The following is a 13,463-nucleotide window of genomic DNA, read 5'->3' on the forward strand; positions in this document are numbered from 1 at the left end:
TCGCGGCGCTGGCGCCGCGACGACGGATGACGCGAATAGAGCGGTCTCGCGGTGCGGATCACTTCGTCTCGACGAAGACGTAGTTCACGCCCGACGGGGTCACCGCGGCCTTGACGCGCTCGCTGTCCTCGGCCTTGCCGATGAAGAGCAGCTTCACGCCCTTGAGCTTGTCCGGCTTCGCATCGGCGAACGCGGCGACGACCATGTCGGCGCATTTCGCCGACGACAGCGAGGCGGCGGCGTAGGCCAGCATGTTGCCCGGCAGGATGCCGCGGGAGATGTCCGACTTCACCTTTTCGAGCTGGCGGTCGTACAGGCCCTGGAAGTCTTCGGCGCTCTCGGCCGGCAACAGATAGACGAAGGGCTGGTTGGTCACACCGTCCATGTTGCGGTTGACGACTTCGGACACGTAGGCCCGCCACGCGGCGGGATCTTCGTTGGTCGGCGCGACCAGCGGGGCCTGCTGGACCTGCTTGGTTTCGTCTTCTTTCTTGCTGCAGGCCGGAAGGGACACGGCGAAGACGGCGACGAGCAGCAGACGGACGATGGTATTCATGGTCGGAAATCCCTGATGTGGATACGAACGGGTTGGATGCGAAAGGAACGGATGGAGCGGCAGGTGGAGCGGCAGCCGCGGATGCGTCAGCGGCTGCGCCGCCATTCGGCCTGCAACGCGAGATTCACCGCCGGCGGCACGAAACCGGAGACGTCGCCGCCGAGACGGGACACCTCGCGTACCAGCGACGAGGAAATGAAACCGTATTGCTCGGCCGGCGTCAGGAACAGCGTTTCCACATCCGGAATCAGATGCCGGTTCATGCTGGCCAGCTGGAACTCGTATTCGAAGTCGGAGACCGCGCGCAGGCCGCGCAGCAGCACGCCGGCGCCGACATCGTGGACGAAATGCGCGAGCAGCGAATCGAATCCGCGGACTTCGACGTTGGGATAGCGCGACAGCGAGTCGCGGGCCAGGTCGACCCGCAGCGCCAGCGGCAGCGCCGGCCGCTTGCCGGGGCTCTCGGCCACGCCGACCACGAGCCGCTCGAACAGCGGCGCGGCGCGCTCCACCAGATCGAGATGACCGTTGGTGATCGGATCGAAGGTGCCCGGATAGACCGCAATCCGGGCGGCGTGTGGGGACATGGCCGTGGTCATGGCGTCGAAGGATCACCGTTCTCGGAGACGACCCAAGTGTAACAGCCGCCCATCGGGAACCGGGTCGACCAAGGCAGGCCGGCGAGACGGCCGGACTGGATCGGCGAGACCCGCATCAGGTGGCCGACGGGCGCTGACGACGATAGAGCGCGTAGCGCACCTCGCGGGTGCGGCCCTCGCGGTGCAGTCGCCACGCGGCGCCGGGCACCGCTTCGCTGTCGTGCGCGGATTCGACGTAGAGCCAGGCGTCGTCGGCGCAGCGGGCCTCCAGCGCCGCCAACGCCGTCCGCCAGAGATCACCGGCGAACGGCGGATCGACGAAGACCAGATCGAAACCGCCCGGCGCGCTCTGCAGCCAGGCCAGCGCGTCGGCGCGCACCACCTGCACCCTGTCCCCGCCCGGCAACTTCGACGCGATCCGGCGCAGCTCCTCGGCCAGGGCCGGATCGCGCTCGACCAGCACCGCTTCGCGCGCGCCGCGCGACACCGCTTCCAGCCCCAGCGCGCCGGTCCCCGCGAACAGATCGACCACGCGCGCGCCGGGCAGCATCGGCTGCAGCCAGTTGAACAGGGTTTCGCGCACCCGGTCCGCGGTGGGACGCAGGCCATCGCGATCGGGCACCGACAGCTTCGTGCCGCGCCAGTCGCCGCCGATGATGCGGATCGCCCCGGGCGGCCGGGATGCGGGCGGTCTCGCGGCGGGTTTCGCGGGGCCGCGATTCATCGGGAGTGCGGGAGGGCGGGTGTTAACATGCCGGCCATTCTCCGCGATTCGGATCGCCCTTTCCTCCCCACGCGATGATCCCCTTCTTCCGCCGCAAGAAATCACCCGCCACGGCAGGGGATGCCGCCACCCAGACCGGCACCCCCGCCGATACGGCGCCCGCGACGCCCGGCGTCGATGCGGATGCCTCCGGGATCGATGCCGTCGCTGCCGCGAATACCGGGACGCAGTCGATCGAACCGCAACCGGTCTTCTCCGCGCCCGAACCCATGCCGGAGCAGGTGCAGGACCATGAAGCCGCGCCCGCCGCCGCGCCTGGCAAACCGGGCTGGCGCGAGCGACTGCGGAACAGCGCCTTCGCCCGCAGCTTCGGCGGCCTGTTCTCGCGCAACCCCAAGCTCGACGACGACCTGCTCGACGAGATCGAGACCGCCCTGCTCACCGCCGATGTCGGCGTCGGCGCGACCACGCAGCTGGTCGAATCGCTGCGCAAGCGGATGAAGGCGCGCGAATTCGTCGATGCCAACGCCCTGCTCGCCGCACTGCGTGCCGACCTGATCGCGATGCTCGCGCCGGTGGCGAAACCGCTGGTCATCGATGCAGAGGCGAAACCTTTCGTGATCCTCACCGTCGGCGTCAACGGCGTCGGCAAGACCACCACCATCGGCAAGCTCGCGCATCGCTTCAAGGCCGAGGGCCGCACGCTGATGCTCGCCGCGGGCGACACCTTCCGCGCCGCCGCGGTCGCGCAGTTGCAGGCCTGGGGCGAACGCAACGGGGTCGCGGTGGTCGCGCAGGGCCAGAACGCCGACGCCGCCTCGGTGGCGTTCGACGCGCTGCAGGCGGCGAAGGCGCGCGGCACCGAAGTGCTGATCGCCGACACCGCCGGTCGCCTGCACACCCAGCAGGGCCTGATGGCCGAACTGGGCAAGATCAAGCGCGTGCTCGGCAAGATCGACGAAAGCGCGCCGCAGGAAGTGCTGATGGTGATCGACGGCACCACCGGCCAGAACGCGCTGTCGCAGCTGCGCCAGTTCCACGCCGCATCCGGCGTGACCGGCCTGGTGGTGACCAAGCTCGACGGCACCGCGAAGGGCGGCGTGGTGTTCGCGCTGGCCCGCGAATTCGGTATTCCGATCCGCTTTGCCGGCATCGGCGAGCGTCCGGAGGACCTGCGCGTGTTCGACGCGGAAGCCTTCGTCGACGCCCTGCTGCCGGAAGCGCTCGGCGCATGAGCCGCGGGCAGGTACGCAGGGCGTGACCATCGACGGCGACGCCGCCGCACCGCCGCGCCGCAGACGCTGGCGCCGCTTTTTCCTGATCGCGACCACGGCGCTGCTGGCGCTGGCGCTGTTCGGCGGCTGGCTGCTGCAGCCGGAACAACTGGTGCCGCTGATTCTCGACCGCACCGGCAAGGCGCTGTCGCTGGAGATCACCGCCGACGCCGGCGCGACCGCGCGACTGCGCGACCGGCCGCAACTGGTGGTGCGCAATCTGGTCGTGCGCGCACCCGGCGCGAAGACCGCGATGCTGCGCGCCGATCGCCTGCTGATCTCGCTGCCGTGGTCCAGCGTTCGCAGCGGCGGCGAAGATCCGACCGTCGAACGCCTGGAACTCGACGCCCCCGTGCTCGATGTACCCGCACTGCAGGCCTGGCTGGCGCAGCGGCCGCCGGGCGAACCGCCGAAGATTCCGACGCTCACCGATGGCCTGCGGGTTGCCGACGGCCGCATCGACAACGGCGACTGGCGGGTCGAAGGCGTCGCCGTCGATCTGCCCGCGCTGCACCCGGGGCGACCGGCGCACGCGCGCATCCGTGGCCGCTATCTCGATGCGCCGACATCGATCGTCTTCGACCTGGCGGTGGCGATGACGAGACCCGCGAACGACGCGGGCGTCGCCGTGGTCGGCCCGCTGACGCTCGCACGCGGCGACTGGCGCATTCCGGCGACGCTGACGCTGTCCGGCCCGCTGCATCTCGGCGACGGCGGGATCGCGATGACCCCGGCGAAGTTCGGCGTCTCGGCGCGATACGTCTCCGGCGATACGACGCTGCCGTTCTCGCTCGGCCTGCACGGTCCGCTGCGGTTCGATACGGCGACCTGGGTGCTGGCGCCGGTCGGCGTGGCGCTGCGCGGCGAGGACCCCATTCCCGCGTTCGACGCCCACGGCGCGCTCGCGCTGGGGCGACGGCTGGCGATCCGACTCGACGGCGCATTGCCGGTGTGGCCGTCCTCGTGGCCCGCACTGCCGGCGCCGGTCTCGAATTCGACCTCGCCGCTGCCGTTCGCGTTGCGCTACACCGGCCAACCCGATCTGTCGGACATCGCCGGCCTATCGCTGCGACGCGACGCCACCGCATTCGACGGCCGATTCCGGCTTTACGACGTGCTCGGCTGGATCGATCAGGCGGGCGGCGCGCCGCTGCCGCCGCTCGACGGCACCCTGCGCTCGCCGAAGCTGGAGATCTCAGGCGCGACGCTGGAAGGCGTGCGGATCGTGCTGGACGATGAAGGCATTGCCGAAATGAAGGAAGAGACACCGTGATCGACCGCACGCGATACGCATCGACGCTGCTGTCGTGGTTCGACGTGTCCGGTCGTCACGACCTGCCGTGGCAGCATCCGCGCACGCCGTATCGCGTGTGGTTGTCGGAAATCATGCTGCAGCAGACGCAGGTGCGGGTGGTGATCCCGTACTTCGAGCGCTTCGTCGCCGCCCTGCCCGATCTGCGCGCATTGGCGGCGGCGCCCGAGGACGAGGTGATGGCGCTGTGGTCGGGGCTGGGCTATTACGCCCGGGCCCGCAATCTGCACGCCGCGGCGAAGCGCTGCGTGGACCAGCACGATGGCGAGCTGCCGCGCGACCTCGATGCGTTGATGGCGCTGCCGGGCATCGGCCGCAGCACCGCCGGCGCGATCCTGTCGCAGGCCTGGGGCGATCCGCAGCCGATCCTCGATGGCAACGTCAAGCGCGTGCTGAGCCGCGTGTTCGGCATCGAAGGCTGGCCGGGCACGCCGGCGAACGAAAAGACGCTGTGGGCGATCGCGCAGTCGCTGCTGCCGACCACGCGCCTGGCCGATTACACCCAGGCGCAGATGGATTTCGGTGCGACCCTCTGCACCCGTCACGATCCGGCGTGCGTGCTGTGTCCGCTGCAGCGCGACTGCATCGCGCTGCGCGACGGTCGCACCGCGGAATTGCCCACGCCGAAACCCGGGAAGCCGATGCCGGAACGCTGGGCCGTGGTGTTGATGGTGCGCGATGCCGAAGGCCGCGTCCTGCTGCAACGACGTCCGCCGAGCGGCATCTGGGCCTCGCTGTGGTCGCTGCCGGAAGCCGCCGATCACGAAACCGCGCGCGCGTGGTTCGAACAGCATGTCGACGGCGATTACGACGACGGCGCCGCGCTGGACGAGATCCACCACGGTTTCACCCACTACCGGCTGCTGATGCATCCGCTGGCCTGGCGCGGCGTCGCGCTGCGGCAGCACATCCGCGACAATGACGCGCTGCGCTGGGTTGCGCGCCGCGAATTCGATGCGCTCGGCATTCCCGCGCCGGTACGCACCCTGATCACTTCACACTCCTGACGGACACCGCACGATGGCCCGCACCGTTTTCTGCGAATACGAACAGCGCGAGACCGAAGGCCTGGACTTCGCGCCCTGGCCCGGCGAAGCCGGCCAGCGCGTCTTCGCCCGCATCGGCAAATCCGCATGGGCGAAGTGGCTGGCGCACCAGACCATGTTGATCAACGAAAACCGTCTTTCGCCCATGAACCCCGAACACCGGAAGTTCCTGCAGGGCGAGATGGAGAAATTCCTGTTCGGCGGCGGTGCCGAAGCGCCCGCCGGTTATGTCCCTGAAGGCGGTGCGCCCGAAGGCTGAGCCTGGGCCGTCGCGTCCTGCTGCCGCACCTCGCGCAGCTTCTTCTCGTCGGCACGGATCGCCTTCACGTCCAGCGGCCGGATCTCCCTGATCGTGCAGGAGATCGGAATCATGCTGTGGCTGCCGATGTAGACCTGGTCGAAACGCGCGCTGATGCGGCCGCCGAGATCGCGGAAGCCGATCGTGTCGGCGTACTCGATGTCGTTGCAGGGCGCGTGCACTTCGATCAGCCACGCTTCGTTGGGGCGGGTCCACAGCGCGAACGCGCCATCATCCAAGGGCGTCCAGCCGTTGTAGCGCCCGAGATACTGGATGCTGTCGACCGGCTCGCCGGCATGGCTGCGATAGAGGGCGAGACGGTCGGCGTCGCGCTGGGCGCCGTTGGCGGCACAGCCGGAGGCGAGGAGCGCGGACGCGGCGAGGACGGCGAAGAATCGGAACGGTGTGCGCATGGGGAACCTCCGTGCGGGCGTCTGTCGTGTGAGGGTCGGCCGCCGATGCGGCGGCAGGGGGACCATGCCCGGGATCATGCGCCACCGCCCGGCAGACGCAAGTTCCCCGCACCGGCACATTCAGCGCCCGGCCGGCTTGCCCTGTCGCCGCCGGCCCCGTATCATTGCGCGCTCGCCCGATGGCCGGGTAGCTCAGTTGGTAGAGCAGGGGATTGAAAATCCCCGTGTCGGGGGTTCGATTCCCTCCCCGGCCACCACAGCGTTGAAGAAATCGAAAGGCCGCGATCGCATCGCGGCCTTTTTCTTTGGGCGTGTTTTCGTAGGGATTTCGCGAGGATTTCCCGGGCGATCAGACCAGCGCCACCGCATCGTGCGCGTCGCCTTCGACCGTCTCCTCGTCCGCACGCGCGCGTCCGTGCATCACCTGCGCGATCGCCGCGGCGGCCACCGCATCCGGGCAGCGCGCGCCGGCGCCATCGCAGAGTTCGTGCATGTAGTCGACATCGAAATTGAGCCGTTCGACCAGGAAGTCGACGAAGGCGCGGACCTTGGGCGACTGCTGGCCGCGCGGAAACACCGCGTTGAATTCGTACTCGGGCCCGGTCCAGCCGGGCAGCACGCGGCGCACGAGGTTCTGCTCGGCGTAGGGTTTCATCATCACGTCGCCGCTCATCATCAGGCCTTCGCCGCAGATCAGCGCGCCCTTGAGCGCCGCGGGATCGTTCGCGACCAGCACGGGTTCGACGCGCACGTCATGGAGCCTGTCGCCGTCGGACAGCGGCCAGAACCACGCCCCGTTGCGGCGATGCTTCGACATCGCCAGGGTGCGATGGTGCTGGAGGTCGTCGGGATGCAGCGGTTCGCCATAGCGCGCGATGTAGGCGGGGCTCGCGTAGACCTGGGTGCGGAACACCGCGAGTCGCCGCGCGACGAGGTTGGAATCCGGCAGATGGCCGACGCGGAGGGCGACATCGATGGACTGATCGATGAAATCGAGCGGTTCGTTGTTCAGCACCATGTCGATGCGCACCTCGGGATAGCGCGCGTGGAATTCGCCCAGCAGCGGCGCGATCCAGGTGGTGCCGATGGAATACGGCGCGGTGAAGCGCAGCCAGCCGCGCGGGCCGCCCTGCAACTGGCCGACCGCGCTCTCGGCTTCGTCGAGTTCGCGGGCGATGCGCTGGCACATCTCGAAGTAGATGTTGCCGGCTTCGGTCAAGCCGAGCTTGCGCGTGGTCCGGTGCAGCAGCTGCGCGCCGAGCCGGGTTTCGAGATCCTGGACCTTCCGGCTGACGGTGGTCTTGGGCAGACCGAGGGTCCGCGCAGCGGAAATGAAGCTGCCGTGTTCGACCACCCGGACGAAGATGAGGGTGTCGTTGAGATCGCGCGCCATGGGGTACTCCAGGGGACACGGACCGATTGGCCCGTTTACGGGATAATTATTCCCCGAATGAGCGGCTAATCAAGTCGCATTCGCAGGACTATCTTGCGCGGCATCTGGAACGCAGCCCGCCGCCATGTCCCGCTCTCCCCGCCTTCGCCTGATCCTTGTCCCCGCCCTCGCCCTTGGCGTGATCGCCTTGGTCTGCCTTGGCATTTTGCTGTTCGGCCAGGCCGCGCACCAGGGCCGCAGCGAGGCGCTGATGATGGCGTGGGTGTTGGCGTTCGTGGTCGGCCTGCCCGTCGCCACGCTGGCGCTGGCGGCAGCGGGCGCCTGGTCGGCGCACCACCCGCGCCGGTCGATTCTCCCGAATGAGGGAGTGAAAATCCCGTGAGCGGGACAATCACCCAACAGTTCCTGACACCCGTACTGGTCCTCGGCGCGGATCGCGAGCCGGGGCGCGGCGTGGTCGCTGCCGCGGCGGCGATCGGTCGGCCGATCATCGCGACCGGCACCGACAAGGAGGCGCTGGCGGGGCTGCGGCGTCTGCACCCCGAGGCCGCCCTCACCCTGATCGCCGGCGACAGCCGCGACGACGCCCACGCCGCGAGACTGGCGTCGGCGGTCGCGGCGCTCGATCGTCCGCTGGGCGCGGTGGTCGCCGCGATCGAGCCGCCTTCGCTGCGCGGCCGCGTGCTGGATCAACCGGCGGAGACTCTGCACGAGGCGCTCGACCGGACCCTGATCGCGCATGCCGCCGCTGCGCGCCATCTGTTGCCGCTGCTGAAACGCTGCGACCGCGGCGGCGCCTACGTGATGCTGGGCGGTCCCGGCAGCCGCGCGCCATGGGCCGGTTACGGGCATCGCTCGGTCGCCGCCGCGGCGTTGCGCATGCTCGCGGAGGTCCTGCACAACGAAGCGAGGACGCTGTCGCTGCGCCTGCAACTGCTGTGCGTCGAGGACCCGCTCGACGACGAAGCGTCTCCGCTCACCGCCCGCGCCATCGGCAGCAAGGCGCTGTCGCTCGCGCTGTGCGAGCGCTGCACCGAAGCCACCCGTGCGGTGGTCGATTTCCGCGCGCAGGCACCGACCTGCACGTCACCGCCTTCCGCCCATCGCGCGCTGGCCGACGCCCGTGCGCTGCTCCGCCGCCTCTCCTCTCCGAACGTCTCCTCAAGCACCTCCCCAGGCACCTCCTCCCCCAGCAAGGATCCGACGCCATGATGTCCGCCCGCTCCCAACGCCGCATGCACGGCGGTCTTCCCCTGCTTCCCCTCACCGTATCGCTGCTGGTCGCAGCGGTGGTCTCCGCCTGCAGCGGTTCACAGGCCTCGCCCGGCGCGGACATGCCGCCGCCACCGGATGTCAGCGTCGCCCAGGTCATCAGCCGGAACGTCAAGCAGTGGGACGATTTCACCGGCCGCGTCTCCGCGGTGGAAACCGTGCAACTGCGGCCGCGCGTCAGCGGTTACGTCGAGCGCGTGGCGTACCGGGAAGGCGACGAAGTGCGCAAGGGCCAGTTGCTGTTCCTGATCGATCAGCGGCCGTATCGCGCGGCGCTGGCGCAGGCCGAGGCGCAGCTCGAACGCGCGCGCAGCGAAGCGCGACTCGCGCGTTCGCAGGACGTGCGCGCGCAGACGCTGATCGACGCCAAGGCGATCTCGCGCGAGGAGTTCGACACCCGCAAGGCCGCGACCGCGCAGAGCGACGCGGTGGTGCGCGCGGCCGAGGCCGCGGTCGCCGCTGCGCGCCTCGACCTGCAGTTCACCGAAGTGCGCTCGCCGATCGACGGCCGCGCCGGTCGCGCGCTGGCCACCGTCGGCAATCTCGCCCAGGCCGACGCCACCATGCTCACCACCGTGGTGTCGCTCGATCCGGTCCACGTCTACTTCGAAAGCGACGAACAGGCGTTCCTGCGTTACGCCGGCCTCGCGCGCACGGGTCAGCGCGACGCCACCCGCAATCCGGTGCGCGTGGGCCTGGCCGACGAAACCGGCTATCCGCACGCAGGTACCGTCGATTTCATCGACAACCAGGTCGATCCCGCGACCGGCACGATCCGCGCCCGAGCGGTGCTGCCGAACCCGGATCGCGTGTTCACCCCGGGCCTGTTCGCGCGCGTGCAGCTGGAAGGCAGCGCCGAGTTCAAGGCGCTGCTGATCGACGACAAGGCGGTGCTCACCGACCAGGATCGCAAGTACGTCTACGTGCTCGGTCCGGGCAATACCGCGGTGCGTCGTGACGTGGTGCTGGGCCGCACGATCGAGATCCCGGGCTCGGGTCCGGGGCAGGCGCTGCGCGTGGTCCAGTCCGGGCTGACGGCGCAGGACAAGGTGATCGTCAACGGCGTCCAGAAAGTGTTCTTCCCCGGCATGCCGGTGAAGCCGCAGATGGTCGCGATGACCGGCACCGCGACGAAACCCGCGGTCGCCGTCGCGAAGAACGCGGCACCCGCCGCGGAACCGACCGCAGCCCGGACGCAATGAGTTCCACCCCGCCCCTCCCCCCGATGGGTTGTTGAAACGGCCGCCGTCCCTTCGTCCGACTCCCCCGGCGGCGAAGGGACGGCGTCACCGTCCGTTCCGCGCATCGCATCGGCTTCACTGCATTCGCCCTTCCACTGGCCCTCTCCGGGGCCGGACCGCTGCGGTCTTGCCGCAACACAGGATTTCCCATGGACTTTTCCCGATTCTTCATCGATCGCCCGATCTTCGCCGCGGTGCTGTCGATCGTGATCTTCGCCGCTGGCCTGATCGCGATTCCGCTGCTGCCGATCAGCGAATATCCCGAAGTGGTGCCGCCCTCCGTGGTGGTGCGCACCGTCTACCCGGGCGCCAACCCCAAGGTCATCGCCGAAACCGTGGCGCAGCCGCTGGAGGCGGCGATCAACGGCGTCGAGAACCTGATGTACACCAAGTCGGTGGCGGGTTCCGATGGCGTGCTGCAGCTGACGGTGACCTTCCGTCCCGGCACCGATGCCGACGAGGCCGCGGTGCGCGTGCAGAACCGCGTGAGCCAGGCGCAGGCGCGCCTGCCCGAAGACGTGCGCCGACAGGGCGTGACCGTGCAGAAACAGTCGCCGACCTTCCTCATGGTGGTGTTCCTCACCTCGAAGAACGGCAAGTACGACACGCTGTACCTGCGCAACCATGCGGTGCTCAACGTCAAGGACGAACTGGCCCGATTGCCCGGCGTCGGCGACGCCCAGATCTTCGGCGGCGGCGATTACGCGATGCGCATCTGGATGGATCCGGACAAGATCGCGTCGCGCGGCCTGACGGCCGGCGACGTGGTGCGCGCGATCCGCGAGCAGAACGTGCAGGTCTCGGCCGGCCAGGTCGGCGCCGAGCCCATTCCCGGCGGCAGCGATTTCCTGATCCCGATCAACGCCCAGGGCCGCCTGCGCACGGCCGAGGAATTCGGCGACATCGTCATCAAGAGCGGCACCGGCGGCGAGATCGTGCGCCTGGCCGACGTCGCCCGGCTGGAACTCGGCGCCAGCGACTACACCCTGCGCGCGGAGATGGAAGGCCGCAACGCGGTCGGCATCGGCATCTTCCAGGCGCCGGGCGCCAACGCGCTGGAGATCCGCGACCAGGTGATGGCGAAGATGGACGAGCTGTCGAAGCGCTTCCCGCCCGGCGTCGAATACGCCGCGCCGTACGACACCACCATCTTCGTGCGCGACTCGATCAAGGCGGTGATCAGCACGCTGCTGGAAGCGACCCTGCTGGTGGTGCTGGTGGTGATCCTGTTCCTGCAGACCTGGCGCGCGTCGATCATTCCGCTGATCGCGGTGCCGGTGTCGGTGGTGGGCACGTTCGCCGCGCTCTACCTGCTCGGTTTCTCGATCAACACGCTGACCCTGTTCGGTCTGGTGCTGGCGATCGGCATCGTGGTCGACGACGCGATCGTGGTGGTGGAGAACGTCGAACGCTATATCGAGCAGGGGCTGGCGCCGCTGGCGGCGGCGCATCAGGCGATGAAGGAAGTCTCCGGCCCGATCATCGCGATCGCGCTGGTGCTGTGCGCGGTGTTCGTGCCGATGGCCTTCCTCACCGGCGTCACCGGCCAGTTCTACAAGCAGTTCGCGGTCACCATCGCGATCTCCACGGTGATCTCGGCGATCAATTCGCTGACCCTGTCGCCGGCGTTGGCGGCGCTGCTGCTGAAACCTCACGACGCGGCGAAGGATGCGCCGTCGCGCCTGATCGATCGCCTGTTCGGTTGGGTGTTCCGTCCGTTCAACCGCTTCTTCAAGGCCAGCTCCGACCGCTATCAGGGCGCGGTGTCGCGCACGCTGGGCCGGCGCGGCGCGGTGTTCGCGGTGTATGCGGTGCTGCTGGTGGCGACCGGACTGGTGTTCCAGTGGGTACCGCGCGGCTTCATTCCGGTGCAGGACAAGATGTACCTGATGGCGGGCGTGAAACTGCCGGAAGGTTCGTCGATCGAACGCACCGACCGCGTGCTGAGCAAAGTCGTCGAGATCGGCCTGGCCGAGGAAGGCGTCGACAGTTCCGGCGCGTTCCCGGGCCTCAACGCGCTGCAGTTCAGCAACACGCCGAATACCGGCCTGGTGTTCTTCCCGCTGAAGCCCTTCGATCAGCGCACGCGCAGCGCCAAGGAAATCAACGATGCCATCAACCAGAAGATCGCCGGCATCCAGGAAGGTTTCACCTTCGCGCTGATGCCGCCGCCGATCCTCGGCCTCGGCAACGGTTCGGGCTATTCGATGTTCATCGAGGACCGCGGCAACCTCGGCTACGGCGCGCTGCAGAACGCGGTCGGCGCGTTCCAGGGCGCGGTGTCGCAGACCCCGGGCATGGGCTTCCCGATCACCACCTACCAGGCCAACATGCCGCAGTACGACGCCGAAGTGGACCGGGTGAAGGCGAAGGCCCAGGGCGTGCCGCTGACCGAACTGTTCGACACCCTGCAGACCTATCTCGGTTCGGCCTACGTCAACGACTTCAACCAGTTCGGCCGTACCTGGCAGGTGATCGCGCAGGCCGACGGCCGGTTCCGCGACAGCGTCGAGGACATCGCCAACCTGCGCACCCGCAACGACCGCGGCGAAATGGTGCCGATCGGTTCGATGGTCACCATCAAACAAAGCTACGGCCCCGACCCGGTGCTGCGCTACAACGGTTATCCCGCGGCCGATCTGCTCGGCGAAGCCGATCCGGCGATGCTGTCGTCGGCGCAGGCGATGGCGAAGATCGACGAGATCGCGGCGCAGGTGCTGCCCAACGGCATGACCTTCGAATGGACCGATCTGAGCTACCAGGAAGCGACCCAGGGCCAGGCCGCGCTGATCGTGTTCCCGCTGGCGATCCTGCTCGCGTTCCTGGTGCTGGCCGCGCTGTACGAAAGCTGGACCCTGCCGCTGGCGGTGATCCTGATCGTGCCGATGACCCTGCTGTCCGCGCTGATCGGCGTGAAGCTCACCGGCGGCGACAACAACGTGTTCGTGCAGGTCGGTCTGGTGGTGCTGATGGGGCTGGCGTGCAAGAACGCGATCCTGATCGTCGAATTCGCGCGCGAACTCGAACTGCACGGCAAGGGCATCGTCGAATCCGCGCTGGAAGCCTGCCGTTTGCGCCTGCGTCCGATCGTGATGACCTCGGTCGCGTTCATCGCCGGCACCGTGCCGCTGGTGCTGTCGCAGGGCGCGGGCGCCGAAGTGCGCTCGGTCACCGGCATCACCGTGTTCGCCGGCATGCTCGGCGTGACCCTGTTCGGCCTGTTCCTCACCCCCGTGTTCTACGTCGCGCTGCGCAAGCTGTCGCGCCGTCCGCTCGTGTCGCATGCGCCTGCCGAAACCGCCGCACCGCTGCACGCCTGATCCCTTCCGAATCCT

Annotated in this window: 13 protein-coding genes and 1 tRNA gene; 9 read left to right on the forward strand and 5 right to left on the reverse strand. The window is 68.7% G+C overall.

Annotated elements, in window-relative coordinates:
* Positions 1–58: 58 nt before the first annotated feature.
* The 3 genes from ABD974_RS01505 to rsmD form a co-directional block, all read right to left on the reverse strand.
* On the reverse strand, positions 59–556 hold the full coding sequence (locus ABD974_RS01505; RefSeq protein WP_345301500.1) for a hypothetical protein: 498 nt from the start codon (positions 554–556) through the stop codon (positions 59–61).
* Positions 557–642: 86 nt separating this feature from the next.
* The gene (gene coaD / locus ABD974_RS01510; RefSeq protein ID WP_345301501.1) at positions 643–1,143 is read right to left on the reverse strand and encodes a pantetheine-phosphate adenylyltransferase; all 501 of its coding nucleotides are present in this window, start codon (positions 1,141–1,143) and stop codon (positions 643–645) included.
* Between the two features lie 127 nt (positions 1,144–1,270).
* A complete protein-coding gene (rsmD, locus tag ABD974_RS01515; RefSeq protein WP_345301502.1) occupies positions 1,271–1,879 on the reverse strand; it encodes a 16S rRNA (guanine(966)-N(2))-methyltransferase RsmD in 609 nt (202 codons plus the stop codon).
* A 74-nt stretch (positions 1,880–1,953) separates the two neighbouring features.
* On the opposite strand from rsmD, the gene ftsY reads away from it, so the two are divergent.
* The 4 genes from ftsY to ABD974_RS01535 are packed head-to-tail and all read left to right on the forward strand — an operon-like array spanning position 1,954 to position 5,770.
* Complete coding sequence (gene ftsY, locus ABD974_RS01520; protein ID WP_345301503.1) at positions 1,954–3,114, forward strand: signal recognition particle-docking protein FtsY; 1,161 nt, start codon at positions 1,954–1,956, stop codon at positions 3,112–3,114.
* A gap of 22 nt (positions 3,115–3,136) precedes the next feature.
* Positions 3,137–4,426, forward strand: a complete 1,290-nt coding sequence (locus tag ABD974_RS01525; RefSeq protein ID WP_345301504.1) for an AsmA family protein — start codon at positions 3,137–3,139, stop codon at positions 4,424–4,426.
* Positions 4,423–5,472 carry an A/G-specific adenine glycosylase gene (mutY, locus tag ABD974_RS01530; protein ID WP_345301505.1) on the forward strand — a complete coding sequence of 350 codons (1,050 nt, stop codon included), beginning with the start codon at positions 4,423–4,425 and terminating at the stop codon, positions 5,470–5,472. The genes ABD974_RS01525 and mutY overlap by 4 nt, the downstream gene beginning before the upstream one ends.
* 13 nt (positions 5,473–5,485) lie before the next feature.
* Positions 5,486–5,770 (forward strand): oxidative damage protection protein, encoded by a 285-nt coding sequence (locus ABD974_RS01535; protein ID WP_345301506.1) that lies wholly within the window; start codon positions 5,486–5,488, stop codon positions 5,768–5,770.
* On the opposite strand, the gene ABD974_RS01540 is transcribed toward ABD974_RS01535, so the two are convergent.
* Entirely contained in the window at positions 5,737–6,222 is a 486-nt protein-coding gene (locus ABD974_RS01540) for a DUF6491 family protein (RefSeq protein ID WP_345301507.1), read from the reverse strand. The genes ABD974_RS01535 and ABD974_RS01540 overlap by 34 nt on opposite strands.
* A 181-nt stretch (positions 6,223–6,403) precedes the next feature.
* On the opposite strand from ABD974_RS01540, the gene ABD974_RS01545 reads away from it, so the two are divergent.
* A tRNA-Phe gene (locus ABD974_RS01545) sits at positions 6,404–6,479 on the forward strand.
* Between the two features lie 92 nt (positions 6,480–6,571).
* Here the strand turns inward: ABD974_RS01545 and ABD974_RS01550 are convergent.
* Positions 6,572–7,615, reverse strand: coding sequence for a LysR family transcriptional regulator (locus ABD974_RS01550; RefSeq protein WP_345301508.1), 1,044 nt, complete (start codon positions 7,613–7,615; stop codon positions 6,572–6,574).
* A 124-nt stretch (positions 7,616–7,739) separates the two neighbouring features.
* Between ABD974_RS01550 and ABD974_RS01555 the strand changes: the two genes are divergently transcribed.
* The 4 genes from ABD974_RS01555 (at position 7,740) to ABD974_RS01570 (ending at position 13,448) form a co-directional block, all read left to right on the forward strand.
* Entirely contained in the window at positions 7,740–7,997 is a 258-nt protein-coding gene (locus tag ABD974_RS01555; protein ID WP_345301509.1) for a hypothetical protein, read from the forward strand.
* On the forward strand, positions 7,994–8,827 hold the full coding sequence (locus ABD974_RS01560) for an SDR family oxidoreductase (protein WP_345301510.1): 834 nt from the start codon (positions 7,994–7,996) through the stop codon (positions 8,825–8,827). Before ABD974_RS01555 ends, ABD974_RS01560 begins: the two co-directional genes overlap by 4 nt.
* Before the next feature lie 23 nt (positions 8,828–8,850).
* Positions 8,851–10,089 carry an efflux RND transporter periplasmic adaptor subunit gene (locus tag ABD974_RS01565; protein WP_345301938.1) on the forward strand — a complete coding sequence of 413 codons (1,239 nt, stop codon included), beginning with the start codon at positions 8,851–8,853 and terminating at the stop codon, positions 10,087–10,089.
* A gap of 188 nt (positions 10,090–10,277) precedes the next feature.
* Positions 10,278–13,448, forward strand: coding sequence for an efflux RND transporter permease subunit (locus ABD974_RS01570; protein ID WP_345301511.1), 3,171 nt, complete (start codon positions 10,278–10,280; stop codon positions 13,446–13,448).
* Positions 13,449–13,463 lie beyond the last annotated feature (15 nt).

This window comes from Lysobacter hankyongensis, from assembly GCF_039543145.1.
Taxonomy (GTDB): Bacteria; Pseudomonadota; Gammaproteobacteria; order Xanthomonadales; family Xanthomonadaceae; genus Lysobacter_I; species Lysobacter_I hankyongensis.

What these genes read in the sequence shown, in the direction of transcription:
- coaD (WP_345301501.1), bottom strand. Translation starts at nt 1,143, where the DNA reads ATGTCCCCACACGCCGCCCGGATTGCGGTCTATCCGGGCACCTTCGAT.
- ABD974_RS01540 (WP_345301507.1), bottom strand. Translation starts at nt 6,222, where the DNA reads ATGCGCACACCGTTCCGATTCTTCGCCGTCCTCGCCGCGTCCGCGCTC.
- rsmD (WP_345301502.1), bottom strand. Translation starts at nt 1,879, where the DNA reads ATGAATCGCGGCCCCGCGAAACCCGCCGCGAGACCGCCCGCATCCCGG.
- ABD974_RS01550 (WP_345301508.1), bottom strand. Translation starts at nt 7,615, where the DNA reads ATGGCGCGCGATCTCAACGACACCCTCATCTTCGTCCGGGTGGTCGAA.
- ABD974_RS01505 (WP_345301500.1), bottom strand. Translation starts at nt 556, where the DNA reads ATGAATACCATCGTCCGTCTGCTGCTCGTCGCCGTCTTCGCCGTGTCC.
- ABD974_RS01535 (WP_345301506.1), top strand. Translation starts at nt 5,486, where the DNA reads ATGGCCCGCACCGTTTTCTGCGAATACGAACAGCGCGAGACCGAAGGC.
- ABD974_RS01555 (WP_345301509.1), top strand. Translation starts at nt 7,740, where the DNA reads ATGTCCCGCTCTCCCCGCCTTCGCCTGATCCTTGTCCCCGCCCTCGCC.
- ABD974_RS01565 (WP_345301938.1), top strand. Translation starts at nt 8,851, where the DNA reads ATGCACGGCGGTCTTCCCCTGCTTCCCCTCACCGTATCGCTGCTGGTC.
- ABD974_RS01570 (WP_345301511.1), top strand. Translation starts at nt 10,278, where the DNA reads ATGGACTTTTCCCGATTCTTCATCGATCGCCCGATCTTCGCCGCGGTG.
- ftsY (WP_345301503.1), top strand. Translation starts at nt 1,954, where the DNA reads ATGATCCCCTTCTTCCGCCGCAAGAAATCACCCGCCACGGCAGGGGAT.